Source organism: Synechococcus sp. PCC 6312 (assembly GCF_000316685.1).
Lineage (GTDB): Bacteria > Cyanobacteriota > Cyanobacteriia > Thermosynechococcales > Thermosynechococcaceae > Pseudocalidococcus.
Genome location: NC_019680.1, coordinates 1,821,621 through 1,847,447, shown reverse-complemented (window position 1 = coordinate 1,847,447; position 25,827 = coordinate 1,821,621). Strand labels below are relative to the sequence as shown.

26 protein-coding genes and 1 pseudogene are annotated in these 25,827 nt (G+C 49.2%); 19 read left to right on the top strand and 8 right to left on the bottom strand.

All coding sequences use genetic code 11. The annotated features are described in order from the left end of the window. Window positions 1-17 precede the first annotated feature (17 nt). The 6 genes and pseudogenes from SYN6312_RS08950 to SYN6312_RS20730 form a co-directional block, all read left to right on the top strand. A complete protein-coding gene (locus tag SYN6312_RS08950) occupies window positions 18-1,052 on the top strand; it encodes a DUF389 domain-containing protein (protein WP_015124544.1) in 1,035 nt (344 codons plus the stop codon). A 78-nt stretch (window positions 1,053-1,130) separates the two neighbouring features. Further along, window positions 1,131-1,985 (top strand): DUF2887 domain-containing protein, encoded by an 855-nt coding sequence (locus tag SYN6312_RS08945; RefSeq protein WP_015124543.1) that lies wholly within the window; start codon window positions 1,131-1,133, stop codon window positions 1,983-1,985. 234 nt (window positions 1,986-2,219) lie between these two features. After that, window positions 2,220-2,984 (top strand): SDR family oxidoreductase, encoded by a 765-nt coding sequence (locus SYN6312_RS08940; protein WP_015124542.1) that lies wholly within the window; start codon window positions 2,220-2,222, stop codon window positions 2,982-2,984. Between the two features lie 298 nt (window positions 2,985-3,282). Next, window positions 3,283-3,537, top strand: coding sequence for a DUF4351 domain-containing protein (locus tag SYN6312_RS08935; protein ID WP_041430789.1), 255 nt, complete (start codon window positions 3,283-3,285; stop codon window positions 3,535-3,537). Between the two features lie 276 nt (window positions 3,538-3,813). Then, the gene (locus SYN6312_RS08930) at window positions 3,814-4,359 is read left to right on the top strand and encodes a hypothetical protein (RefSeq protein ID WP_041430787.1); all 546 of its coding nucleotides are present in this window, start codon (window positions 3,814-3,816) and stop codon (window positions 4,357-4,359) included. Window positions 4,360-4,380: 21 nt separating this feature from the next. Beyond that, window positions 4,381-4,479: pseudogene (locus SYN6312_RS20730) on the top strand (DUF4351 domain-containing protein); the annotation flags it as partial. Between the two features lie 32 nt (window positions 4,480-4,511). On the opposite strand, the gene SYN6312_RS08925 reads toward SYN6312_RS20730, so the two are convergent. Next, window positions 4,512-6,341 carry a proline--tRNA ligase gene (locus SYN6312_RS08925; protein ID WP_015124541.1) on the bottom strand — a complete coding sequence of 610 codons (1,830 nt, stop codon included), beginning with the start codon at window positions 6,339-6,341 and terminating at the stop codon, window positions 4,512-4,514. 123 nt (window positions 6,342-6,464) lie between these two features. Between SYN6312_RS08925 and SYN6312_RS08920 the strand changes: the two genes are divergently transcribed. Further along, window positions 6,465-8,228 carry a phosphodiester glycosidase family protein gene (locus SYN6312_RS08920; protein ID WP_015124540.1) on the top strand — a complete coding sequence of 588 codons (1,764 nt, stop codon included), beginning with the start codon at window positions 6,465-6,467 and terminating at the stop codon, window positions 8,226-8,228. Between the two features lie 21 nt (window positions 8,229-8,249). Here the strand turns inward: SYN6312_RS08920 and SYN6312_RS08915 are convergent, their stop codons facing one another. Both SYN6312_RS08915 and SYN6312_RS08910 read right to left on the bottom strand, forming a co-directional pair. Further along, complete coding sequence (locus SYN6312_RS08915; protein WP_041430786.1) at window positions 8,250-9,368, bottom strand: hypothetical protein; 1,119 nt, start codon at window positions 9,366-9,368, stop codon at window positions 8,250-8,252. Window positions 9,369-9,465: 97 nt separating this feature from the next. Next, the gene (locus tag SYN6312_RS08910) at window positions 9,466-10,191 is read right to left on the bottom strand and encodes a DUF4079 domain-containing protein (RefSeq protein ID WP_015124538.1); all 726 of its coding nucleotides are present in this window, start codon (window positions 10,189-10,191) and stop codon (window positions 9,466-9,468) included. Window positions 10,192-10,517: 326 nt separating this feature from the next. Between SYN6312_RS08910 and SYN6312_RS08905 the strand changes: the two genes are divergently transcribed. The 6 genes from SYN6312_RS08905 (at window position 10,518) to SYN6312_RS08880 (ending at window position 14,738) form a co-directional block, all read left to right on the top strand. Next, complete coding sequence (locus SYN6312_RS08905) at window positions 10,518-11,249, top strand: TPM domain-containing protein (protein ID WP_253276460.1); 732 nt, start codon at window positions 10,518-10,520, stop codon at window positions 11,247-11,249. A 171-nt stretch (window positions 11,250-11,420) separates the two neighbouring features. Next, the gene (locus SYN6312_RS08900) at window positions 11,421-12,116 is read left to right on the top strand and encodes a PHP domain-containing protein (RefSeq protein WP_015124536.1); all 696 of its coding nucleotides are present in this window, start codon (window positions 11,421-11,423) and stop codon (window positions 12,114-12,116) included. Window positions 12,117-12,207: 91 nt separating this feature from the next. Then, window positions 12,208-12,399, top strand: coding sequence for a photosystem II assembly protein Psb35 (gene psb35, locus SYN6312_RS08895; protein WP_015124535.1), 192 nt, complete (start codon window positions 12,208-12,210; stop codon window positions 12,397-12,399). 103 nt (window positions 12,400-12,502) lie between these two features. Next, the gene (locus SYN6312_RS08890) at window positions 12,503-12,730 is read left to right on the top strand and encodes a hypothetical protein (RefSeq protein ID WP_015124534.1); all 228 of its coding nucleotides are present in this window, start codon (window positions 12,503-12,505) and stop codon (window positions 12,728-12,730) included. Next, complete coding sequence (locus tag SYN6312_RS20985; RefSeq protein WP_371257387.1) at window positions 12,633-13,040, top strand: type II toxin-antitoxin system PemK/MazF family toxin; 408 nt, start codon at window positions 12,633-12,635, stop codon at window positions 13,038-13,040. The genes SYN6312_RS08890 and SYN6312_RS20985 overlap by 98 nt, the downstream gene beginning before the upstream one ends. Window positions 13,041-13,049: 9 nt before the next feature. Beyond that, the gene (locus tag SYN6312_RS08880) at window positions 13,050-14,738 is read left to right on the top strand and encodes a cyclic peptide export ABC transporter (RefSeq protein WP_015124532.1); all 1,689 of its coding nucleotides are present in this window, start codon (window positions 13,050-13,052) and stop codon (window positions 14,736-14,738) included. A gap of 13 nt (window positions 14,739-14,751) precedes the next feature. Here the strand turns inward: SYN6312_RS08880 and dnaG are convergent, their stop codons facing one another. From dnaG to arsM, 5 genes are all read right to left on the bottom strand, one after another. Then, the gene (dnaG, locus tag SYN6312_RS08875; RefSeq protein WP_015124531.1) at window positions 14,752-16,818 is read right to left on the bottom strand and encodes a DNA primase; all 2,067 of its coding nucleotides are present in this window, start codon (window positions 16,816-16,818) and stop codon (window positions 14,752-14,754) included. A gap of 87 nt (window positions 16,819-16,905) precedes the next feature. Further along, window positions 16,906-17,178, bottom strand: coding sequence for a type II toxin-antitoxin system RelE/ParE family toxin (locus tag SYN6312_RS08870; protein ID WP_015124530.1), 273 nt, complete (start codon window positions 17,176-17,178; stop codon window positions 16,906-16,908). Further along, window positions 17,165-17,377, bottom strand: coding sequence for a hypothetical protein (locus SYN6312_RS08865; protein WP_015124529.1), 213 nt, complete (start codon window positions 17,375-17,377; stop codon window positions 17,165-17,167). Before SYN6312_RS08865 ends, SYN6312_RS08870 begins: the two co-directional genes overlap by 14 nt. Before the next feature lie 9 nt (window positions 17,378-17,386). After that, on the bottom strand, window positions 17,387-17,812 hold the full coding sequence (locus SYN6312_RS08860; protein WP_015124528.1) for a plastocyanin/azurin family copper-binding protein: 426 nt from the start codon (window positions 17,810-17,812) through the stop codon (window positions 17,387-17,389). A gap of 97 nt (window positions 17,813-17,909) precedes the next feature. After that, window positions 17,910-18,752: an arsenosugar biosynthesis arsenite methyltransferase ArsM gene (arsM, locus tag SYN6312_RS08855; RefSeq protein WP_015124527.1), complete on the bottom strand. Its 843-nt coding sequence runs from the start codon at window positions 18,750-18,752 to the stop codon at window positions 17,910-17,912. A 170-nt stretch (window positions 18,753-18,922) separates the two neighbouring features. Here arsM and SYN6312_RS08850 point away from each other — a divergent pair, with 170 nt between their 5' ends. The 6 genes from SYN6312_RS08850 to SYN6312_RS08825 all read left to right on the top strand — a co-directional run bounded on the left by SYN6312_RS08850 (window position 18,923) and on the right by SYN6312_RS08825 (window position 25,795). Continuing rightward, a complete protein-coding gene (locus tag SYN6312_RS08850; protein ID WP_015124526.1) occupies window positions 18,923-20,056 on the top strand; it encodes a cob(I)yrinic acid a,c-diamide adenosyltransferase in 1,134 nt (377 codons plus the stop codon). An 88-nt stretch (window positions 20,057-20,144) separates the two neighbouring features. Then, window positions 20,145-22,310 (top strand): hypothetical protein, encoded by a 2,166-nt coding sequence (locus SYN6312_RS08845; protein ID WP_015124525.1) that lies wholly within the window; start codon window positions 20,145-20,147, stop codon window positions 22,308-22,310. Window positions 22,311-22,328: 18 nt separating this feature from the next. Then, a complete protein-coding gene (locus tag SYN6312_RS08840) occupies window positions 22,329-23,447 on the top strand; it encodes a glycosyltransferase (RefSeq protein ID WP_015124524.1) in 1,119 nt (372 codons plus the stop codon). 86 nt (window positions 23,448-23,533) lie between these two features. Then, entirely contained in the window at window positions 23,534-24,577 is a 1,044-nt protein-coding gene (locus SYN6312_RS08835; RefSeq protein WP_041430782.1) for an ABC transporter ATP-binding protein, read from the top strand. Continuing rightward, window positions 24,574-25,386 carry an ABC transporter permease gene (locus SYN6312_RS08830; RefSeq protein WP_015124522.1) on the top strand — a complete coding sequence of 271 codons (813 nt, stop codon included), beginning with the start codon at window positions 24,574-24,576 and terminating at the stop codon, window positions 25,384-25,386. Before SYN6312_RS08835 ends, SYN6312_RS08830 begins: the two co-directional genes overlap by 4 nt. A gap of 76 nt (window positions 25,387-25,462) precedes the next feature. Next, on the top strand, window positions 25,463-25,795 hold the full coding sequence (locus tag SYN6312_RS08825) for a hypothetical protein (RefSeq protein ID WP_015124521.1): 333 nt from the start codon (window positions 25,463-25,465) through the stop codon (window positions 25,793-25,795). Window positions 25,796-25,827 lie beyond the last annotated feature (32 nt).

The following is a 25,827-nucleotide window of genomic DNA, read 5'->3' as shown; positions in this document are numbered from 1 at the left end:
CTCTGAGGCCATTCCGAATGAGTCAATTCATGCGCTATTGGCAGGGACTGGTTGAGCAAGTCATTCATTTTCGCCGGAATCGAGCCTCCAGTGAGGAATTAGCCCAACTCCGCTCGCTCCTATGGCATGAGAGTGATCCCGATATTTCCTACCTGGTTTTGATTGTTGGTTCTTGTCTGATTGCGACCTTGGGCCTGTTGAGTAATAGTGCGGCCGTGATTATTGGCGCGATGATTGTTGCACCCTTGATGATGCCGATTCGTGGTCTGGCTTTAGCGGTTTTGATTGGGGACTTAGCTCTTTTTCGCCTTGCTTGTACGGCAATTGTTGTTGGGACATTGATTGCAATTGTGATCTCCTCTAGCCTGGGATTAATTACCAGCATTCCCATCTATGGCAGTGAGATTATGGCCCGTTCCCAACCCAATTTGCTGGACTTGGGCATTGCGGTTGCGGCTGGGGCTGTGGGGGGGTATGCCTTGGTGCAGCCGAAAATTTCTAGTACCTTAGCGGGGGTCGCCATTGCCGTCGCCTTAATGCCACCTGTTTGTACCATTGGCCTGGGCCTGGCCCAAAGCAACCTCAGCCTGGCTCGGGGGGCAACTCTACTCTACTTAACTAACCTTTTAGGAATCGCCTTTGCCTGTATGGTGGTGTTTTGGCTCTCCGGTTATGTCTCTCTGAAAAAAGGACGGCGACCGATTGCCCTTGGCGTGGTGTTGACGGGCCTCTTAGTTATTCCTTTAGGGATCAGTTTTGGTCGTCTGCTGCGGCAAAACCGCCTTGAAGCCAATATCCGCAGTGCCTTAGTGAATCGAACCTTAACCTTTCAACGCCTGGATCTATTTCGGATGGAGACCAATTGGAGTACCGACCCGCCAACCGTGAATCTTGATGTACGCGCTTCGGAACCCGTGACCCCTAATCAGGTTGAACTACTCCAGCAGTTTATTTCCCGAGAAATGGGTCAGCCTCTGCGGTTAGTCTTTCGCTTTTCTAATGTGGAAGAAGTTACCAGTGATCCCCCAACTACCACTGAGCTACCTCTGTGAAGCCCTGCACCAGGCCTTGATTGTTTCTAGAACTTTCTCCCAATCTTAACTTCCTGAGAATCATTTAGAGGAGAGAGGATGAGAACGGATAAGTTATTTTATGCGATTTTTCTATTTCAGACTCGTTTGATTACGGAATTGATCCCCGGCCTGCCCGCAAATTGTGAGTTTGAATACAGTGCACCGGTTGTTAAGGAATCGGAATATCGGATTGATGGTGTGTTTACGCCAGTTGCTGAAGATCCAGGCCTGCCGATTGTGTTTATTGAAGCCCAGATGCAACCAGATGCGGGGTTTTATGGCCGATTTTTTGCTGAGGTTCATGTCTATTTGCATCAATATCAAGTGATCCGACCCTGGCAAGGTTTGCTGATCCTGGCTTCTCGGCAACATGAGCTTGGTGTTGATGTCCCCTATCGGCTGTATTTGGAACAGCAGGTGCAGAAATTGTATTTAGAGGATTTGGCTACAGCAACAGATTTATCCCCAGGCCAGGCCTTGCTACAGTTGATCGTCATCGAAGCATCCCAAACCCCCCAGGCGGCCCAGAACCTCATCCAATCCCTAGCCAACACCTCTGATTTTACCCAATGGCTAGATTTGATTGAGGCTATATTAGGAAATAAGTTTCCTGATTTAAATTTGGAGGAAATTCGTAAAATGCTCGGACTGCAAGCAGAAGACCTCAGCCACACCAGGCTTTATCAAGATGTACTCCAAATTGGACGGCAAGAAGGGGAGAAACTTGGAGAACAAAAAGGCGAGTCAAAAGTAATTGTTCGTCAACTAGGGCGTAAATTAGGTGGTGTTGATGCCTCTCTTGAAAATCAGATTACATCCTTAACGTCTGAACAATTAGAGTTACTCGGTGAAGCGTTGCTTAGTTTTCAGGATGTATCAGAATTACAGGCCTGGTTAGCCACAAGCCATTGATAGTAAACAGAGATGATTCATGAACAGAGCAAGTCTTAAAAACTGAACTTTGCATGGATACTCATCAAAACAAAAATAATCTTTTTGGTGGATGGTATTGGAGCGGGAACTTGACATTCAGCCTAAACACCTTAATAGTTCTTTTAGACTGAAACTTTCTGTCTAATTCATAGTTGGACTGTTTGAGCGCGGCGTTTCTGTGGCTGGAAATCACAATTTGTTAAGATGTAATCTATGAATATACTTACCACGTCACAACAGGAAGGACTCGCAGGAAAGGTCATCGCTATTACCGGTGCCAGCAGTGGAATTGGTGAAGCTGCCGCACGTTTTTTGGCGACCAAAGGCTCCAAAGTCGTCTTAGGCGCTCGGCGCATCGAAAATTTAAAGACCATCGCAGACGAAATTCAGTCCGCCGGAGGAGAAGTTTGCTTCACCTCTTTGGATGTTACGCAAAAAGAACAACTGGAAAAATTTATCCAGTTTGCACAAGTACAATTCGGGCGTGTTGACGTGCTGGTGAGCAATGCGGGCTTGATGCCGCTCTCTTTGCTTGAACAATTGAAGGTAGAAGAATGGGACAGAATGATTGACGTAAACTTGAAAGGCGTGTTGTATGGCATTGCGGCGGCGTTGCCGGTTTTCAAAGCCCAGAACTCTGGTCATTTTGTCAACATTACATCGATCGCCGACAGGTGGGTCGGCCCTACATCCACGATTTATAGCGCTACGAAGCACGCCGTGCGTGTGGTATCAGAAGGTCTGAGGCAGGAAATGGGCAACACCATCCGGGTGACAATAATAGCCCCAGGAGCGACCGAATCGGAACTGCCCAATACAATTTCAGACTCTGAAATGAAAAAGACCGTAATAGAGCAGTTTCGCATTGACCTAATTCCTGCCGAAGCCATTGCACGCGCCATCGCCTATGCTGTGGAGCAACCCGCCGACGTGGACGTGAACGAAATTGTGGTGCGGCCAACCGCGCAAAAATACTGACTTCGCTGTCTGCTCCTTTTGCATATGAAGCCCGACACGCAGCCAAAAGTGAACCAACAAGCAGCCCAACAACTGCAATGCACCGGAACTTTGAAGCGTGCTGATTCTAGCAGAAGCTATATGCGTCCGGTGATTGCAACCGTTATATTATCGCCCCTTTGTAGTGGCGGTTCTGTCAACTCTTAGATAAATTTTTAGTCAGATGGAACTAATCTCTGCGATTGCTTGGAAGTTGGGCAATGCAAGGATGTGTGATGCGAGTGCTTACAAGATAAAGAGTTGATAGGAGGTGGCAGAGATGTTAGGGTTCACAGCCTCAGAACTACAAAAGAGCCGTTTTTATCAAGAGGTCAAAGCCGAGGGCCTGGAGGAGGGACGGCAAGAAGGGTTAAAACAGGAAGCTTTTTCTCTCGTATTTCGGCAATTACAGCGCAAGTTGGGTGATTTACCAACCACGCTATCTAGGCAAGTAGCAGAATTGCCATTGGCTCAATTAGAGAATTTAGGTGAGGCTTTACTCGAGTTTCAAGATGTTTCAGAACTCCAGGCCTAGTTAGCCGCAAGCTATTGATAGTAAACAGAGATGATTTGTGAACAGAGCAAAACCTAAAAACTCAACTTTGCATGGATACCCATCTAAATAAATTAAACTTTTCTTTCAGAGAGAATCGAGCAAGAACTTGACACTCAGTTGAAGCACCTTAATAGTACTTTTAGGCGGTATACTTCTGTTTAATACTTAATTTAGACTCTAGTCCTCTTAGATAAATACTAAACTCATGCTCAAATTCAGTATCATAGATTCAAAACTGATGAATTGAGTTAACGCATGATCCAAATAGAGTTTCTTGATAAAAATCCAGCTTTGTTCGGAGCATTATTAGGGGCTGGAGGGACACTATTTGGTGTATTTGTTACACAATTAACAAATATTTTTGTTAAAAGATTTGAAATCAATGCTCAAGTTCGTCATCGTAAACTTGACTGGAGCTGGGAATTTGAGAAAAAGAATATCATAGAGCCAATATTAACATTTCTTGACTCTGAATTGAAGTTGATGACTTTTGTCTATATACAAGGATTTGAAGGCAAAAAAGAAGATTCGGAAATAAAAAAACATATTCTAGACATGTCAACAGTATCTGCTCGAATTAAAGCATTGGATGACCAGGAATTGAATGAAAAATTTAGCGAATTTACTAGGAAGCGGATAGGTGTTGGAAATAATGTATTTGATGAGTATAGAAAAGATATGAGTAGTGCTTTTAGTGAACTTCAAGAAGCAGAAAAATTGGCAGGAGAAATAATTTGGTCAATCAAAATTAGAATTCGACAACAAGATGAATTAGTTATGAGGTCAAAAAGGGGAGATTGACCAACCACGCTATCTGGGCAAGTAGCAGAATTGATATTGGCTCAGTTAGAGAATTTAGGTGAGGCTTTACTCGAGTTTCAAGATGGGGCAGACCTACAGGCCTGGTTATCTTATGGGTAAATTGGCCCCCATAACTTGCCTAGTTGTCTGATTTATCCCTTGCACCAGGCCCCGAGAGTTTCAACCACCGTTTCAATCGCAATTTCCTCAGACTCTTTGGTGGCCCGTTTAACGACTTCTACCTTGCCCTGCGCCAAAGCCCGGCCGGTAACAATCCGAAAGGGAATCCCAATTAAGTCTGCATCTTTGAACTTGACCCCGGCCCGTTCATCCCGATCATCCAAAAGGGTTTCAATTCCAGCTTCATTGAGTTGCTCATAGAGTTGGGTCGCCACTTCCACTTGTTTGGCATCAGTAATATTGGGAATGACCACAATCGCCTGATAGGGGGCAATCGCCAGGGGCCAAATAATCCCATCTTTATCGTAGGATTGCTCCACCGCGGCCTGGGCCAAGCGCGACACTCCTATGCCATAACAGCCCATAACCAAGGGAATTTCTTCACCGGACTCCGAGGTATAGGTAGCCCCGAGAGCTTGAGAATATTTCGTCCCCAGTTGGAAAATATGCCCAATTTCAATGCCGCGGGCAGTTTCTAACGTTTGGCTCGGATCATGAACCGCTAAATCCCCGGACTGGGCCTTGCGAACATCAACAACGGTTTTGGGTAAGGGATATTGAACGTTCCAGTTGGCCCCAAAACCATGAACTCCCGGTTGATCGGCTCCGGTGACAAAGTTTTTCAGGTCAACTGCTGTTTGATCCACCAAGCGCACAAACTTTGGCAGGATGATTTCTACAGGCCCCTCATCATCAGTGGAGGCCGGTTTGGGTGGTTTAATCCATGTATCCGCCAGGCCGGGACTGAGATAACCCAAAGGTAAGGGTTGTTTGGCCCAGCGTTGTTGAGCATTGGCATCAGGAACCGTCAGGGATAACACGGCTTTACCGCCATACTCGGGTGCAAGGTTGGTTAAGGCGTTTTGCAGTTTAACTTCATTGATGGCCTGGTCGCCCCGAATACTGACCAACACCAACAAGGTAAACCCATTATCTAAGCTGGCTTCGTAGAGGACATTTTTGACAATTTGGCTCGGGTCACAGTTCGCAACGGTCGCCAGTTTTTCAATCGTGTCTGTTCCGGGAGTTGGGCGTTCTTCATAGGTGGTGAACGTTGACGGAATTGCAGCCGTGGGCCGGGAAATCGCTTTTTCCACATTGGCCGCATAATTCCCATCAGCGGTATAGAGAACTTCATCTTCCCCGGCATCAGCTAAGACCATAAACTCATGGGAACCGGCCCCGCCAATCGCCCCAGAATCCGCTTCCACTGCTCGAAACGTCAACCCACAGCGGCTCAAAATATTCGTGTAGGCCTGGTACATATCCTGGTAGGTGGCTTTGAGACTGTTGGTGTCGGCATGGAACGAATAGCCATCTTTCATGATGAATTCCCGGCCCCGCATCAAGCCAAACCGCGGCCGAATTTCATCCCGGAATTTGGACTGAATTTGATAGAGATGTAACGGTAACTGACGGTAAGAGCGAATCATGTCCCGGGCCACGGCCGTAATCACTTCTTCATGGGTTGGCCCCAGGCCCAGTTGCCGACCTTGCCGATCCGTCAGGGCAAACATAATCCCCTCAGCTTTGGTGTAGGTATCCCAGCGGCCCGATTCTTGCCACAGTTCAGCCGGTTGAATTTGGGGCAGTAAACATTCCGTGGCCCCCGTAGCATTCATTTCCTCGCGGACAATGGCACTAATTTTTTGTAAAACTCGCCAGAGCAAGGGTAGATAAACATAGACCCCACTCCCCACCCGGCGAATATATCCCGCCCGTAAGAGCAATTTATGACTGGGAATTTCGGCCTCAGCAGGGCTTTCGCGCAAGGTGACAAAGAGCATCTGGGAGAGACGCATAGGGCAAAATTCCTAGATAACGGGTTGGGCTTAGGTATGACGGCTAGGACTTAAATATTACACGCTTGACAGACCCTCGATCATCGTTCAGTTAAGATGCAAAAAGACCGTTAGAGATTCCCTATGTTCACGAAAACCCCTTGGCCTGGTTATGTTCCCGTAGCTGTTTCCCTTGGCCTGGGTTTGGGTTTGGCGGCAGGATTAGCAACGGCGCAGTTAAGTCCACCCACAGAAGGGACAAAGGTCAATCTCAACGGTCGGGAATATGTCATGGCCTGGAGTCAAGGGGTTAATCCTCAGGGACAGCCGACCTTCGGAATTAGTGATGCTGGCCTGGCCAATCGCTTTGGGTTTAACCTCCTCAGCACGAGCAACCCCCAAGTCCAACCTGTGGAATGGTTTAACGGCAGTTCCCAGGCCCTGACTGTCCGCTGGAGTCCGAATGGGATGTTCCGTTATCTAGACATTTCGGCGATTGCTCAACAACAGGCCTGGCAAGTCCAACCCCAAGGGGATACGCTGCAAATTAAAACCCCACCCGCCCAGGTTTTGGGATTTCGCCAGGGACAACAACCTTGGGGAACTCGCTGGGTGATTGATGTCAGTCGGCCCACCCCTTGGCAGATTAGTCGGCTCACCAACAGTCGCACTGGCCTGACCCCCAGGGAATTTGCCCTTACTGTGGAAGCTAGCCAAGTCGCCTCAGAACCAATCCCCAACATCAAAGTCACCACCGCCCCAACCCGCACAATCTGGGAAACCTCACTGTCTGGAACTACCCGCCCCCAAGTTTCGATGCTGGTGAATCCGCCCCGGATTGTGGTGGACTTTCGCAATGATCCCCCGCCGCCACGCACGATTCAGTGGGCCCCCGGTCTGGCCTGGCAGGAAGAAACTATTTCTCTTCGCAGTGGGCAGTTTCCGCTAAATTCTCTGATCCTTGATCCCAAGCAACCCAACCTGAGTTTGCGCCCGATTTGGCCGAGTCCTAATACCCTAATCGGTATCCAACCCTTGCCGGAATTGGCCCAACGCTGGCAGGTGGCCGGGGCGATCAATGGCGGATTTTTTAACCGAGATAAGCAAATGCCTTTGGGGGCGATCCGGAGTCAGGGACAATGGATTTCGGGGCCTATTTTGAATCGGGGGGCGATTGGCTGGACAGAGCAGGGGCAAATCAAAGTCGGACGCTTGGCTTTACGACAGACCCTAACAACAGCCACAGGGGCAAAGGTGAATGTTACTGACCTGAATAGTGGCTTCTTACAACCAGGCCTGGCTCTTTATACTCCCGCTTGGGGGCCGCGCTATTCTGCCCAAACCAGTAATGAAACCATTTTCACAGTGCAAAATAAGCAAATTAGCAATCGCCAAGTGGCCGGCGGCCAGGCCTGGGTCATTCCCACCGATGGTTACTTGTTGGTTTGGCGCGGCACAGGCCCGCTTCCAGAGACCTTAACCCCAGGCCAAACTGTAGAACTACAAACAACACCTCTCCCCAGTGACTTTGATGCGTTTCCCAACATTCTTGGCGCGGGGCCACTGTTGATTGATGGTGGAAAAATTGTCCTCGATGCGGCGATTGAACAATTTGGCCGGGGCCTGGATGCTCAGTCTGCCCCCCGGAGTGCCATTATCCAAATGCCCGATGGCAAGATTCGTTTAGTCACCACCCACAATCGTTTAGGCGGATCTGGGCCAACTTTACCGGAATGGGCCGCAATTCTCTTACAACTCGGCGCAACCCAGGCCCTGAACTTAGACGGCGGCAGTTCTACTAATCTCTATCTCGGCGGCCGGTTAATTGATCGGCATTCGGTGACAACGACGCGAGTAGCCAATGGGATTGGGATATTTTTTAAGCCGCCCCAAAATCTGAGTAACTGAGATGATCCTAAGCAGATAAAATTAACGACTGGCAGGATTAGGTAAACGCGCATCGGGCAACACAGAGGCAGGTAGGCGACCTTGACTGACTAATTTTTCCCAGGCCTTGAGGATGGCTAACAAATCACTCGGCAGTTTGTATTGATCTATATCCGTAAATTCAGTGGTGGACTGGGAATTTGAGAGAAAAATAGTCATAAAGGCCTGGGCTTCCGGTTGAGGGGGAAATTTATAGGTATTAAAGCGATTAAAGCGGCGTTGACGGAGGAGTTCTTGCCAGAGGGCTACTTGTTCCGGGGAGATTTGCCGCAAAGGTTTGGTTTCAGTTCGCCCTTGGGGATCCCTACTTTCCTGAACAATTTGCCCATCGGCTAGGAGCCAAGTCACGGTTTGTCGCGCACTGATCCCCCCAGAACTGATCATCCGAAACAGTTGCCCATCGCTTAATTCTGGCGGTAAATCTGTGGGGTCAATTTTGCTCGGTGGCTGCACGAGTTGCCCAATCACCTGACTGCCGGCCGCATCCCAAACAATCACAGTTCCGGCCTGGTTGGTTCGGTAAAGCCAGCGTTGGGGAATCGTTTCCAAGCGACTTTGCACCGCTACTTCCCAGCCGGGGGTGAGTTTTTCGGCACAGAGCAAGTTTAAGCCCCCCAGGCCCAGGCAACCATCTGACCAAATCTTGGGGCTGGCAGCCGTAATCATCAGGGTATTCGGGGCCTGGTTAAAGTCCTGAGCCGTGCGTTCTAGAATACCGTTAGCAATGGCCTGGGGGAGCAGCGGTACTGGAGACTGGAGATTTTCTAGCACGATTAACTGGCCAGAATCATTGGTGCGATAAAACCATTGCTTTTGCCCATCACTCACACTGACGCGCCAACCCACCACCAGCAAGGGACTACAGGCCTGAGGAGTTGCTTTGGGAATGCCTAAACAGGTATCGGGCCAGGTTTGGGGAGTCGCGGCCAGAATCTTCAGGCGTTGGGGAGACACCTTTAACTGCCGGGCCAAGTCCTTTGTTACTCGCGCTCCGACTGCTACTGGTAGGCCATTTTCTTCTCCAGCAACTCGTAGATCCCCAAGCCAGCCCCAGGCCAGGCCCAACAAAACAAGCATCACCCCTTGACTCAATTTCATCATCCGGTCAGCTACCCAAAAGGCTCATCTGCCACCTTAATTCATTCCGCCGCACCACTGGGAGACTAACGCTGGCCTGGCCTGAGTTTTTCGGCAGGGACTACTTAGGACAGGTCTTAAACTCTGGGGATTTGGAATCAAAGTTACAGCTATAAACGACAGATTCTTGCCAACTCAGGGGAAGTTCCAATAAATCCCGCGTCCCAGTCACCCCTTGGAGAATAAACAAAATCAGGGCCAGGGAGTTCAAGATGATATGCACTCGCCGCCATTTCTTACTCTGGTAAATATCCTGAACAATGGCCGCAGCAAAGATCATCAACCAACTGGCGACAATGCCAAAATAGTAATGGGAGATGTACCACTCATCATTGCGATGAAAAATCCCCGGCTGCCAACCTAAAACCCCGATTCCCAACCCCGTTAAGGTGGCAAAAACTCCCCGCCAAAGCTTGGCCCGAGTTCTCATCAAAATTCCCAAGGAAACAAGGGTCAGAATAAACATCACAACCACAAACCCAACTTGCACGGTTCTGAGTTTGCCATCCTTGGCCTGATCCAAAAATCCTTGATAGCCAAAGACGACTCCATAGGCCAAAGCAACTAGGGTAATCCCGACCACTCCCGCCGCCAACAGGTTACCAATGGCCACATGCTCCCGGCCGACTTGGGGTGAAATTTTCCCCTTAGCTTCCCCCGGAGCAGAGAGCCGCCGTTGTCGAGTTTGCCAGGCCAGATAGCCCACGATGCCAATCACCGGAAAGATAAAGGTACAGGCCAAAATTGGGTGGATTAAAAGGAGAATATCGGCAAGGTTTAGCAGCATTGTTAAAGTCTCAATCTGGCTATGTGTATTTTAGGGCTGTATTCTAGGTTTGATTTCTGAGAATTACCTGAGAAGTGGTTGGGATCAGGCCGGGATTCAGGCTTGGTTGAGAATCTGCCCCTTAAAACTTGGGGATCATTGCCGGAAAGACCCCTAATCGTTAACATAAACTTAAGATATGTAAAGAAAACTATTAATAAATCTCTATGCTGCAACTCATTCACGCCACAATCTCTCGGATAACAACTGTGAGACTAGGGGGTCGGGGGCGACAGGTGGGGATTGCAGCTTGGGGCCTGGTGCTGAGTTGCGGCTTATTTTTGGGCATGACTACCCCGGCCTGGGCCTTTAACAATCCAGAACTTTTGCCGGCCCAACCCACAACCATTGTAGATCTCGCCCAGGCCTTAACCCCCGTGCAACAGGAAAAACTAGGGGCGCAACTGGAGCAGTTTGAGGTGGATACGGGTTGGAAATTACGGGTCTTAACGCAATATGATCGCACTCCAGGCCTGGCGGTGAAAGACTTTTGGGAACTGGACGATCACAGCATTTTATTAGTGGCTGACTCTCGGGGCGGAAATATTCTCAATTTTAATGTTGGTGATGATGCTTACCGAGTCTTACAACGCACCTTTTGGGTCGAACTGCAAACCCGCTTTGGCAATCAATATTTTGTCCGGGAAAATGGTGAAGACCAGGCCATTATTCAATCGCTGGAGGCCATTGAAAACTGTTTAGTTAAGGGGGGCTGTCGGGCGGTTCCTGGTTTACCTTCTGAACAGTGGATATTAACCCTGATTACTTCTGCTCTAGGTGGCGTAATTTTTGGCTTTGCTGCCCGTCCCCGTCAAGAAAATCAAGTCGTAGCCTGGAAGTGGATTTTATTGTTTTCACCCCTTTGGGGAATGCTGTTCTTAGCCTTTGGCCTGGGGCCGGTTTTGGTCAGAACAAGCGAATGGATTCCCATTTTCCGTAATATTGCTGGCTTTGTGGCTGGGGCTTTAATCGCCTTTCTTGTCCCGACTCCAACGCCTTCAACTCCCTCAGAAACCTAACTCAAACCGGGGCCTGACGATTCTCCACCACTGCGCTTAACTCAGTCGAGAAATTCAATTGATTTAAAGAAATGGTGTGAGCCATCAGGATTAAGTATTTTTGCTGACAGACAACCCCTGTTACCAAAGTTTATATTGAGGATAGATAGACCGTAATAATTCGTAATGCCTATGCCCCTAGCTACCCATGTTGGTCGCTCTTCACCCCCAAACATTTCCAAACCAAATCCCGACTTGGTGGCTGTGTTTCGCCGGATTAATGCCCAGAATTGTCCCCATCTCTACAACTTTCACCTCCACACCACGGCTTCCGATGGTCAACTCAGTCCAGAAACTTTAGTCGATCAAGCATTAGATGTTGGTCTGATTGACTTTGCGATCACAGATCATCATTCAGTTGAAGGCTATTTTGCGGCTCAGGCTGACTTAAATCAACGGGATGTCCCCTGCAAACCTCGAATTTGGTCAGGCATAGAAATTACAGCATCTTTACTGGATGTCGAAGTGCATATTCTTGGGTTTGGCTTTAACGCAACTCACCCAGCCTTAGAACCCTATCTCCAAGGCACAGCGCCAACTGGAACCGCCGCCACCGCCAAGATAGTTATCCAGCAACTCCACCAGGCCGGCGCGATTACCGTTCTTGCCCACCCAGCCCGCTATAAACGTCCAGCTACCGAACTGATCCCCGCAGCAGTGGAATTGGGAATTGCCGGAGTCGAAACCTACTATGCCTATGGAAATCCCCACCCTTGGGTTCCTACACCCCACACAACGGATTTAGTCGGCGGTTTTGCTCAACGCTATGGTCTTCTCGAAACCTGTGGTACAGATACTCACGGGCTCAATATTCTGGGCCGGATTTAGTCATCGGTTCTGTTCAACGGGGCAACATTCGGCCGTAGGATGAGGCATAAGTCCTTTGTAATTTTTTTGATTCCGTAAAGGGTATCTTGCTATGTTTATTGGCCCATTGGCAGGTTTAGAAGCAGTTTTTGAAGGCTTAGGGCCGTTCTATGCTGTCTTAGCGTTAGGGTTTATTGCTGCTGTCAGTTTAGGTTCCGTGGCCTGGTATAACTCAAAACGTCCAGCTGGTTGGGAAGATAAAGAACGCCCAGATTTTTTACCCAAAGTGGATGATGAACCCTAAAACTAGCAACCTTCAAACTTTAGTCTCAAAGAGCTTCTAATGTCGTCATGACCCGCATCAGCCCCGTATCTTAAGCTAAAGTCAGGAAATTTGAGGTAAAGCGATGGAAAAAGAGTTGACAATCACTCTGGACGAAGAGATATATAACAAGCTGAGTTGCCTTGTTGGAAGTGAGACAATTAGCCAACTGATTGAGAACTTAATTCGTCCCCAAATTATGGATGTTGATTTAGATGAGGGATATCGTCAAATGGCCGCGGATCAAGAAAGAGAAGCCGAAGCTCTGGCATGGTCTGAGGCTACCGTTGGCGATATTGATGATCAGGGGTGAGGTTTGGTGGGCTAACTTTGACCCATCAGTTGTAGGTGAGATTCGTAAAGTTCGCCCCGCTGTCATCATAAGTAATAACTCTGCCAATCGGTATCTTAATCGTGTTCAGGTAGTTCCTCTCAGCAGTAATGTGAAGAGGCTTTATCCTAGTGAAGTACTGGTTTTCCTTAGAAGTAAGCCCAATAAAGCTATGACAGATCAGTTAACAACAATCAGTAAGTTAAGGATAACTAATTTTATTGGTTGTTTATCTGAACCGGATATGACCAGAACTGGACACGCAATGATGATTCATTTGAGTTTGAGGTAAACAGGCCGAGTGCAGTTGTTTTATTTACTTCTTCGGTCAGCATGGCGGACAGTGGCAGGGGCAGGCCTGGCAGGGTTATTGAATGGGGCGAGTACGGCCGGATTAATTGCCCTGATTAATGCGGCTCTGAACAATTTTACAGATTTGCAGTCCGTCTTACCTTGGGGATTCACGCTTTTAGGCATCCTTCTCCTCCTAACTCATTTTGCTTCCCAAGTTTTACTCGTCCAGGCCGCCCAACAGGCTGTTTCTGAGATGCGCTTAGTTTTAGGAAGTCGAATTTTAGCCTCACCCCTGCGGCAACTGGAAGCCCTCGGCAATGCCCAACTCTTAGCCACCTTAACGGACGATGTAGAAGCGGTGGCCCGGTCATTTTCCGTCTTGCCAAATTTATTTAATGCCGTTGCCATTGTGCTGGGCTGCTTACTTTACATGGCCTGGCTCTCCGTTCCCCTATTTTTTATCTTGATTATCTTAATTGGCTTTGGGACAGGGAGTTATCTTTTTTTGGCGGGGAAAGCGGGGCGATTTTTAACGGCGGCAAGGTCACAACAGGATCGGCTGTTTCAACATTTTCGAGCCTTAACTGAGGGCAATAAGGAACTCAAGCTCAATCGGGAACGCCGCCAGGCCTTTATCACTGAAGAATTTCAACCGACCGTAGCAGAGGCTCGCAAGCAAAATCAAATTGGCTTAACGGTCTTTGCCATTGCGGCCAGTTGGGGGCAGTTGCTCCTGTTTGTTACCATTGGTTTTTTCCTCTTTACCCTGCCAAATTTGCTAGGGGTGAGTGGGCCGGTGATGTCGGGCTATGTCTTGACGATTATTTATTTAATGTTACCGATGCAGCACGTCATTGAAGCCATTCCAATCCTGAGTCGGGCCAGTGTCGCTTTAACAAAAGTTGAATCCTTGCAGTTATCCCTCAATGAACACGTTTTAGCGACAACCTTAGAAGCAGATTTACCTCCCCTCGGGGCCTGGCAAACCCTAGAACTGATTAACATTCGCCATACCTATCAAAGTGGCAGTCAAGATAATCCGTTCACGTTTACCCTCGGCCCCTTAAATTTGAAATTCCAGGCCGGGGAATTGGTCTTTATTGTCGGTGGCAATGGCAGCGGTAAATCAACCTTAGCTAAAATTATCACTGGCCTGTATGAGCCGGAAGATGGGGAAATTCGTCTAGATGGCCAAGTCATTAGCCCCGATTTACAGGAATGGTATCGGCAGCATTTTGCGACTGTGTTTTCAGACTTCTTTTTGTTTGATCGTCTTTTGGGAATTGAAACTAAAAATAATTTGACCCAGGCCGAGGATTACATCAAACTGCTCCGGCTGACCCATAAAGTTTCTATTCAAGGGGATCGACTTTCTACAACTAATTTATCCCAGGGGGAACGCAAACGCCTTGGGTTATTAACGGCTTACTTAGAAAACCGCCCAATTTATCTGTTTGACGAATGGGCCGCCGATCAGGATCCGATCTTCCGAGATTTCTTCTATACCCAAATGCTGCCAACCCTGAAACAACGCGGAAAAACCATCTTCGCCATTAGTCATGATGATCGCTATTTCAAAGTGGCAGACCGCATTATCAAACTGGATTACGGCCAAATTGAATCCGATACCCCTGGCTCTGGCCTGGATTCTTGGCTACAGGAACATCACAGCCCCAATACCCCGCTATCTTCTTAGTGCTTCAATCCCCTCATTGGCTAATTGCTTCATTAGCGGCAACTAAATCACACCAATCTGGGCAACGTTGTTGATCCAACTGTTGTAAATAGTGGCGATGTTGATAGTAGTCTTGGCGTAATTTTTCCAGAGTTGCCAATCGCTCATGATTCACTCCCGGAAAATCTTGCATCGGAACCGTTTCATCTAACATCAGGCGATCTAAATAGGTGCGTAGGGCTTCCCCAGCCAAGGATTCTTGAAGCACTAAGGTCATCGTTTCTCCCCAGGCCTGGAGTAAGTGCCGACAGCGTTTTTCCACCATAATTCGTTCGAGGGACGCTGCCGCGGCTTGAATGGATAAGGTAGGCCGATGCAGATCTAAGCGGGTCTTTTCATCGAGTTGCAATAGGTTCCAAATTTGATGCAGTTCCGTATGAAACTCTGTACATAAATCTTGAACCGCAGTAATTAAATCCAAATCATGATGAACGGGCAACCACTCGGCCCCATAGGGATCATCAGGAGCAGGTAATCCGGCAAAGGCTGATTCTTCAAGGCTAAGGATTTGTCGCCACAAAAACCGATGATGGGAAAAGCTGAACTCTAAATCCCGATCTTGAAGCACTTGGCGGATTGCTGCGCGTTGGTTGGGCAGGTGTAAATAAATCCGTAACAGTTGAGCTTCTGCGGCTTCCCGGAGAGTGGTGTCGGCCGGTCGTTGCCATTTTTGCCCTTGTCCATGCCAGCGTTGCCCCCGCACCTGTTGCCGTAAGGATTCTTCTAGCCTGAGAGTTAATCGCGTATCCCCTTGTCCCAACAGTTCGGCACAGCGATGGATGTAATGACTACGGAGAGTGGCACTGGGCAATTTCCCAAGGAGGGCCGTAATTTTGTGGGTAACCTCTTGAAACTGATCGGCCTGGGATAAATCGTGGGTGTCCAGGAGTCCCTGAATCTGCCAATCTAACCACAAGGGGGCCGCACTAACCAGATTTAGATAATCTTGGGCCGAGTGTTGCCTTAGAAACTCATCCGGGTCTTTCCCCTGGGGAATCGTTAAAATCCGCAACTGGACATCGCCGCTATAGGCTAAATCTGCCACTTCCCCGATGGCCCGTTGGGCGGCCTTTTCTCCGGCCTTGTCGGCATCAAAGTTAAGGATGACTTGCTTAGAATCCAGATAGCGCAACAGTTGCCGGACTTGTTCTTTACTGAGGGCAGTTCCAAGGGTAGCGACAGCTTGCGTAATTCCGGCCCGATGCAGGGCAATCACATCAAAATAGCCTTCCACCACAATGGCCTGGTCTTGTTTGGCAATGTCATGGCGGGCTTTGTCCAGGCCAAACAGCAATTTCCCTTTGCTAAACAGTGGTGTTTCGGGAGAGTTGAGATATTTTGGTTCTTCATTGGTTAACGTCCGACTGCCAAAACCCACCACTCGCCCTTGGGGATCATGAATCGGAATCACCAACCGATCCCGGAAGCGGTCATAGTAGCCATCTCCTTGGTTGCGGGGGACAATCAGCCCGGCCTGTTCCACGAGGGAGGCGGGATAACCCTTTTGCTCCACAAGATAGCGATAGAGGACTTGCCACCCGGCCGGAGCATAGCCAATTTGAAACTGCTGTAGTGTTGCTTCATCCAGGCCCCGTTTATTAACCGCATACTCTAACGCCGCTTGGCCGGTGGGTTGTCGGAGGGCGTGTTCATAAAACGAGCAGGTCAGAGCCAAAATTTCGTAAAGCTGCTCTTTGAGGGAAAGCTCCTGTTGCAGGGCCTGGCGTTGGTGTTCATCAACGGTACGAACCGGGACTTGATAGCGTTGGGCTAGATCAAGAACCACCTCACCAAAGGAGCGTTTTTGCACCTCCATCAAGAACTTAACCGCATTGCCCCCAGCCCCACAGCCAAAGCAGTAGTAAAAGCCCTTGGCCGGACTGACACTAAAACTGGGAGATTTTTCATCGTGGAAGGGGCAGCAGCCAACAAAATCCTTCCCGCGCTTGCGTAGGGCCACATGCTCAGACACGACCTCGACAATATCGACGCGGGCGCGTACCTGTTCAATCGTATCGGGATGGAGGCGGGGGGCGGACATGATCACCGAGGTGAGTCAAGCTGGCGTAACTGATAAATCATAACCCTAAAACCCAGAAAGCTAGGTATTGTTTTTTAAAACTTCAACTTAGGGGAAAATTCTGTATATTTCTCGACGATGAGCAATTCTCTGGCAAATAATTCGTTGTTCTGATCTATTGATCGTGATCCCAATACGGTAATCACCAATCCGAATTTTATACTTATCAGGATAACCTTTCATTTTTTCAATATAGCCAAGCGCAAATGGGTTATCTGATCTGAGTTCTTGAAAAACAATAGATTCAACTCGATCTTGGATATGGCTAGGCAGGTCAGCAAGTTCTTTGAGAAATTTCTTGGTATAGTCAACCTGCCACATTTTCGGACTTCAGCGATTGATAATAAGATTCAGCCGCCGCTCCAGACAGTAGTTCATCATTTTCCACCTCTTTCATCAGTTCTGCCAAACCAAAGTCTTCTAAGACTGCTTCAATTTGGTGATAAACAGCGATAGGGATCTGAACCGCAAGAATCTGTTGCTGCTCATCCAGGACATATTGTTTAGGAATTTCTAGCATTTTTTGACCTCAAGACTCTTTTAAGATAATTTCCCCCACCATGCCCGCTGCTTGATGGCCGGGTACAGAGCAATGGAGTTGATAGGTTCCGGGTTTCATCGGCACAAAAAACCATTCCGCCGTTGCCCCAGGCCGGAGTTCTAGTTCATGGATTGCGCCTTTGACTTCCACTTGCCCCGCTTCAACTTTTTGTGTCCAACTGTTATCTGCAAAGTCTTTGGCCGTGAAATAGTGCTTCAGATGACTGGGGTTCGTTAAGGTTAGTTTGTATTTCTGTCCGGTTTTAAACTCAAACTGATTCGGGAAAAACTTTAACTCATCGGATGTATTGCCTAGGGTGACGCTCACATCTGTGGGGGATATGGCGGCCAGGCCTGGGGGAGTACAACCGAGCCAAAGTAGCGCGATCAGGACTAAGGCCAAAACCTTTTTCATCAGCTCATCCCTGCAAGACCAGACCTCTATCCTAATCAATGGCAAGAGGGATCGGGCTGATCATCAATAACTAATCACAATTGTTTTTGGAAGGAAACTAACCACAACATTTCGGGGCCTGGCCATTGGAGATCACGGCCCTGTCTGCGGATAAATCAATGATCTTCGGGCCACCACAGGTTACTGGCGTTTTTATAGCCACTGAATCCAGGCTGTCCAAGGCAATATCGTGATCTAGGTGGTAGGTTGCTTGATCCAAAACACGATAGGGGCGGCGGGCGCGAATTTCAATTTGACCAAACCCGGCCTGGGCTAGATGCTGAATATATTCCGCGTAGGTCAAGGCCCCCGATAAACACATGGCCCGCAGTCGTTCATCTTGGCGTAAATGTTCGGGAATGGGGATGGTGGTAATCGGGTCACTCATCAGCAATCGGCCTTGGGGCTTGAGGACACGGGCAGCTTCCTTGAGGGCAAGGGCTAAATCAGTAGGTTCAAAGATATTGAATAAACAATTTTGGGCGACGACATCCACCGACTCAGCGGCTAAGGGCAAATGAAAGGCATCCCCAGCACAGATTTGGACAAAGGCGGGATCAAACCAGGGATTAAGTCGGGCTGCTTCGACTAAGTTTCGTTGGGCCGCCTCCCGCATTTCTGCAACGGGATCTACGGCAATTACCGCCCCAGGCCGGCGAGCAAAATAGGCAAACTGGAGTGCTTCCAGGCCCCCACCCACACCCACATAAAGTACAGTTGGTTGATTAGCTAATTCTGAGGCCTGTACCGTCGTCCCACAGCCATAGTTCATGGCCTGCATGATGTCAGGAATGACTAAATCTGGGAGAGCCTGAATTTCTTCATTAACACAACACAGGCCAATGTCCGGGGTTTGGGCAACAGTAGCGTAAAATTCGGCGGCGGTATCCAGATAACTCATATCAACATTCGGGGAGGACATTTCTAGTCTAGTCAGTTCTTCATTTATCCCTGGCTTGGCTTAATCTGCGATTCCAATCTCCTTTCGGCCGGCTCAGGTAATTCAACTAAAATAGAGAAATCAATCCCCCTTAAGATAGTGGCTATCCCCCAGGCCTGGTAATTGTTTCCATGACGCGCAGTGGTATTGGTATTCAAACCGCCCAAATTAGACCGGAACGCCAAACCGGACAAATCCATGTCTATGACGGGGCCGGCAAGGGAAAATCCCAAGCAGCCTTAGGGGTGGTGTTGCGCTCCATTGGCCTGGGGATTGCTTCGGCCTGGCACACGCGGGTTTTGCTGTTGCGGTTTCTCAAGGGGCCGGGCCGTGACTATGCCGAAGATGCCGCCATTGAAGCCTTGCAACGGGGGTTTCCCCATCTCATTGATCAGGTGCGGACCGGACGGGCTGAGTTTTTTAATGCCGACCAAATTACCCGCTTAGATCGCCAAGAAGCGCAACGGGGCTGGGATATTGCCAAAGGAGCCATTGCCTCTGGACTTTATTCCGTCATTGTTTTAGATGAACTGAATCCAGTTTTAGACTTGGGCCTGTTGCCCGTGGATGAAGTGGTGCGGGTACTGAAGAAAAAATCCGATGATCTCGAAATTATCACCACGGGCCGGGGGACTCCACACCAACTTTTAGAAATTGCCGATCTCCACTCAGAAATGCGGCCTCACTTTCATCCCATCGCCATCGAACAAGGGATTGAAGGGATTGAAATTTATACGGGTGACGGCAAAGGTAAATCCACCAGTGCCCTCGGTAAAGCCCTCCAGGCCATCGGTAAAGGCATTAGCCAAGATCAATCCCATCGGGTACTCATTATGCAGTGGCTTAAGGGGGGCCAAGGCTATACGGAAGATGCGGCCATTGCGGCCCTTCAGCAGAGTTATCCCTATCTCGTGGATCATCAACGCTGTGGCCGGGATGCGATTGTTTGGCGGGGACAGCAACAGGAATTGGACTATGTGGAAGCAGAACGAGGTTGGGAAATTGCCCGGATGGCCATTGCCTCTGGGTTCTACAAAACCATTATCTTAGATGAGTTAAATCCCACCGTAGATTTAGAACTTCTACCCGTTGAACCCATTGTCCAGGCCTTTCTCCGTAAACCACGGGATACAGAAATTATCATCACCGGCCGCTGTAAGCATCCCCCCGCCTATTTTGACTTAGCTAGTGTCCACTCAGAGATGATTTGCCACAAACACTATGCCGAACGCGGGATTGACCTAAAGCGGGGCGTTGATTTTTAAGCAGGGGATAGAGTTAAGTACAGGTAGTTTGCGGTAAAGTTTGGCAAAGCGCGCTTAACAAAATGCGGTGTGAGGGGTATAAAGACCAATGAAAAAATTATTATGGGCAACGGGACTAATGTGGTGGGGCCTGGGGACGTCTACCTATGCTCTGCCCATACCACCAGAAACTGCATCTGATCTGCCTAAACCTGAGCAACCCCAAGGCAATCCCCCGGTTATTGAGACACAAACTCCTGCTGGAAGCCAGAATTTAAGCCCCAGTTCTCCCCAACCTAACCCGCCAACGCCAGTCATCAGTCGAAATGGTCTGTTGATCAAAGCCCCGGTTGTTGAGACACAAACTGGGAGCCAGAATTTAAGCCCTAGTTCTTCCCGAACTAACCCGCCAACGCCGGTCATCAGTCGAAATGGCCTGTTGATCAATACACCAATTGTTGAGGCACAAACTCCTGGCGGAAGCCAGACCATAACCCCCAACTCTCCCCAACCTAGCCAGCCAACTCCCTCTAATCCGCCCACTCCGGTGACCAGTCAAAATGGGCTTTTAACCACCGACCAGACCGGCAGTAATCGTAATGCCTCTTCGTTATTGGAGGAGGATGCCACCAGTATTCGCCCCAACGCCGTGACTCAGAATGCCGACACGCCAGATAATCCTGAACCCATACCCGCTGAGTTGACTCCTGAATTTACGCCTACTCCCCTAATGCTCCCGCCAATCCGACTTTTCAACCTGGATACCGCCAACCACCTGCCCGCGGGGACAATTCAGTTTACTGGGGGGCTATTTACCTACACCACCAATCCCGACTTGGATCCGGGTAATGGACTGGAGGTCTTTTATGGCTCCGTGGATGGGGGGGTAACGGATCGGTGGCAATTGGGGCTAACCGCTAATTTCTATGACGATCCAATTTACCGCTTCATCAAAGGACAAAATCCCGAAATCACAGTCGTGACTATTGCGCCAAACTTCAAATACCAAGTGTTTAAGGGGGATAACCTGGCTTGGTCGGTGGGCGGCTCGATTGAGTACCTGCAATTTAGCTCAAGTAATTTTGTCTTTGCCCCAGGCCTGGGAACAACTAAAGACAGCATGATTGTGGGTTCGATTCAATCGCCCTTAACTTGGACATTTGATGATGATGGGCATTTTCAGTGGCATTTGACCCCCAGCATTACCTTTTTGCCCAGTACCTTCACCGGGGGGCAGCCCTTCTATGGGACGAATTTTAACCTTGGGACAGGCTTTAGCTGGAAGTTTAATCAGCAGGTGAGCGTGTTTGGGGATGTTACGGTTCCCTTTGGGCCTGGGCAAAATGCCATCAATGCCGCCAATGGTCAGTTATTTATCACCCCGGTCTGGAGTGGTGGTTTTCGCTTTCTCGTCAATCCAGCGGTTGGGGTGGATCTCTATGCCACCAATGCCTTTGGGACAACGCCAACCCTGCGAACCATTGCCTTTCCCCCCGATGGGGCTAGTGTTTCCTTTGGCACTGGTTTAACCTACACGCCTGAGTTTGGTCAGAATTTCCTGCCTAGTTTTCGTGACCGGCCCCGGGTTCCCCTGACCGAACGGGATCGGCAATTGTTGCTGAATGGGATTACCCTAGTTACCGCTGATACGCTCTTACCGGAAATGATGCGCTTGCATGGAAACTTTGGCGGAGTTGGCAATGGCGGCAGTGTGGCGGTTGGCTTAACCTACGATACCCAGTTTGAATTGTTTGTTGAGAAACCAGAGGATGGAGTTAGTCTTTTGCCTGGGGTCAACTATAGCAATCAAACCAACTTTGGCCTGGCGGCAAAAATACGCTTCCTCGATCAAAGCCAGGGCGATCCCTTCTCCATTGGTTTTCAAGGCTCCTTTAACCGTGCCGTCAGTGGGCAAATTTCTATTGCTACCCTGCAACTTCCGATGAATTATCGCCCGATTGATTCTTTGGCCCTATTCTTTAATCCCAAAGTCGCGCTCATGGGTGATCATCAAGTCCCCGTTGGGCTAGGATTTGGGGCCAATTTTGAGGTTTTCCCAGGCCTGCAGCTGATTGCTGAAGCAACCCCAATTTTGACTGGGCAACGTTCGGTATTTAGTGGCGGGATTCGCTATACCATTCCCAGAACTAATTTCAGTATTGATATTTACGGGAGTAATGCCGCTGGCCAGAGTATGCCTGTGGGGGGATTCATTGCTCAAGATGGCAAGTCTGTGGGTATCAATATCAATTGGCTCTTTGGTGGGCGAGATTAATTAAGAATACAGGCCTGGATGAACGTTGCCATTGTCCATGAGTGGTTTGCCAGCTATGCCGGTTCTGAGCGGGTTGTCGAGCAACTCTTAAATCTCTATCCAGAAGCAGATTTATATAGCTTGGTGGATTTTATTCCCAGGCCCGCCTGTGATTTTCTCCAAGGTAAATCTGTAACCACCTCATTTCTGCAAAACCTCCCCTTGGCCAAACGCAAGTTTCGGAGTTATTTGCCCTTAATGCCCTTGGCTGTGGAGCAATTTGATTTGCGACCCTACGATTTAGTCCTTTCCAGCCATCATGCAGTCGCGAAAGGAGTTTTAACACGGCCGGATCAGTTGCACATCTGTTACGTTCACACTCCGATCCGCTATGCCTGGGATCTCCAAGAGCAATACCTGGAAACGAGTGGTTTAAGCCGAGGGTGGAAGCGGGTTTTGCCAGCCTTAGTTTTGCACTATTTACGGCTTTGGGATGTGGCGACCGTGAACCGGGTTGATCACTTTATTGCCAATTCTAAGTTTGTCGCCCGCCGGATTCAGAAAACCTATCAGCGCGATGCCCAGGTCATTTATCCCCCAGTGAATACAGCCCCGTTCCAGGCCAATCAATCCCGGCAAAACTTTTATCTGGCTATGGCTCGTCATGTTCCCTATAAAAAGATGGCTCTAATTTTGGAGGCATTTAATCAGTTGGGCTTACCTTTGGTCATGATTGGGGATGGTACCGAAACCCTTAAATCCCAGGCCCGTGCCAATGTGCAGATCCTTGGTTATCAAGCCGATGCTGTGGTCAAAACCTATCTAGAAACTTGTAAAGCCTTTGTCTTTGCCGCGGAAGAGGATTTTGGCATTACGGTGGTGGAAGCGCAAGCGGCCGGTGCGCCAGTGATTGCCTATGGTCGCGGGGGGGCCTGTGAAACCGTTATTCCGGGACAAACTGGCCTATTCTTTCCGCAACAAACTGTTCCTAGCCTCAGCCACACCATTGCAGAGTTTGAACAAAGCGGGATTGCTGCCAGTTCTCAAGAAATCAGTACCCACGCCCAAAAATTTACGATTCAGCGTTTCCAAACGGAGATTAAAGCCTTCATTGAACAGGCCTGGGCGGAGTTCCAAACCAAGCAATTCCATTCATAGCGGGATGGATCATCTGTGTAGAACGGGGCCGAGCAGCTTAAAATTCTAGAGTGCTGATATTCGGGGAGTAATCTGTGCCCACCCCAATGATTGAAGTTAACCATTTGAACAAGGTTTATGGTTCGACCCAGGCCCTGGGGGATGTGAGTTTCCAGGCCGAAGCCGGAGAAATCTTGGGATTATTAGGCCCCAATGGTGCGGGGAAAACAACCACGATGCGGATTTTATCGGGGTATCTACCCGCTAGTCGGGGGACAGCCGCCATTGATGGGTTTGAAGTTCATCAGAATCCGATGGCGGTGCGGCAACGAATTGGCTATCTACCAGAATCCCCGCCTCTTTATCCAGAAATGTCCGTGGCCCAGTACCTTAACTTTGTGGCCGAAATTAAGGGAGTCAGTCCGGGAGATCGGCCCCAACAGGTGAAAAAAGCCCTCCTGAGTTGTGGCCTGGAAGACAAAGCCAAAACCTTAATCCGCAAACTCTCGAAAGGCTATCGGCAGCGAGTCGGCATTGCCCAGGCCATTGTTCACGATCCCCCGGCAATTATTTTAGATGAGCCGACCGTTGGCCTGGATCCGCGCCAAATCATTGAAGTTCGGAAACTGATTCAGCAGTTGGCCGGCGAACGGACGGTGATTTTATCGACCCACATTTTGCCGGAAGTCAGTATGACCTGTAATCGGGTGGTAATTATCAATCGCGGCAATGTGGTGGCCACGGGTTCTTTGGATGAACTAATGACCCAGTTGGCCGGCGGCTATCGCTATGAGCTAGAAGTGCGCGGCGAGAAGACCGAGATTGAAGCCGTTTTAAGTCCAATTCTCAGTCAGGACGCGACCACCTTGGCCTGGGGCGATCCTCTCAACAAGGATTTGGATTTAACCAATCTTTACCGGCTCCACCTGACCCTGCCCGGCCCCGAAGATTTAGGGGCGACGATTTCCCGCAGGTTGATTGAAGCTGGCCTGGACTTATACGAAATGCGGCGCAATCGGGATAACTTAGAAGATGTTTTCCTCAAGCTGACCACCCAAGAAGACATTACCCCAGAAGCTAGTCTAGCCCCAGTTCCCAGCCCCGAAGCGGCCGCCCCTGACTCCGATTCCCCAGCCCCCACCAACCCATGAAGCAATTACGGCTAATTTTCGCTAACATTCTGGCCATCTATCGGCGAGAATTACAGAGCTATTTTTACTCTCCCTTTGCCTACATCATTGCGGGCATCTTTTGGCTCTTGGCAGGCATCTTCTTTGTGGTTATTGTCCAAACCGTTACCCAGCAGGCAGCCCAAAACGATCTCGCCCAGCAGCAATTTGGGATGGCTCCTCAGCCTATAGATGTGCCGCAAATTATTCTCCAAGGATTCTTAGGGGTTTTAGGGTCAATTTCCCAAGTGATTTTGCCGATGCTCTCCATGAGTCTTTACACCGAAGAACGCAAGCGCGGCACCTTGGAACTCTTGGCGACCTCACCCATTACCAACTGGGCGGTGGCGGTCGGAAAGTGGCTGGCCGTTGTCACCTTTTACTTGACCTTAATTGTGCCTCTGTTGATCTATCAGAGTTTGGCCTATAGTGATGCCAATCCACCGATGTCCATTGCCTTAATTTTGGTTGGTCACGGGGGCCTGGTACTCCTAGCCGCTGTTATCCTCTCCTTGGGGATGTTTATTTCTTCCCTGACAGATAACACGATTATTGCGGCGGTCATGACCTTTGCGCTGATCCTCGTCCTCTGGATTTTTGACATTATTGCTAAAAGTGTTGGTGGTGATTTAGGCAGCGTCTTAACCTACCTCTCCCCCGTGGAGCATTTCAACTCTCTCACCCAAGGTGTGATTAAGACCAACAGCCTTGTTTTGTTTGCGACCTACATCTTTTTAGGCATTTACCTCACCGCCCAATCCATTGATGCCTTTCGCTTCCAACGCAGTTAAGTCGGTTGATCCAGGTATTCTTGGCCCGATCCGCCCTTAAAATAAAACCAACAGGACGTTCACCCAGGCCTCGGCTATGACTCAACCCATCCCGGCTGTGACCTTACCCCCCTCCCCTGATTTAGAAGCAGAAGTAGCCTGGTTACAAACAGCCCTAGGGGCCTGGCTGGATCAGGAATATTTACCAGAACTTGTCAACCAGGCCATCGCCGCGCGGGCCGCTCAAGTGTATTTCCGACAACGAATGGAGGGGGAACATGATCTGGGGTCAATTGTGATTGCCATTGTTACGGAAATGCAGATGTTTGATTTCTCCCGCAGCTTTTATAGCGAATTTGCCATTGCCAATGCCGTGAGCGACTTGTTAATGCAACGCCTTGGGATTGATACCTGCTGCGGGCAAACCTAAAGTCAGGATTTTGGCCTGTTTTATTCATTTTT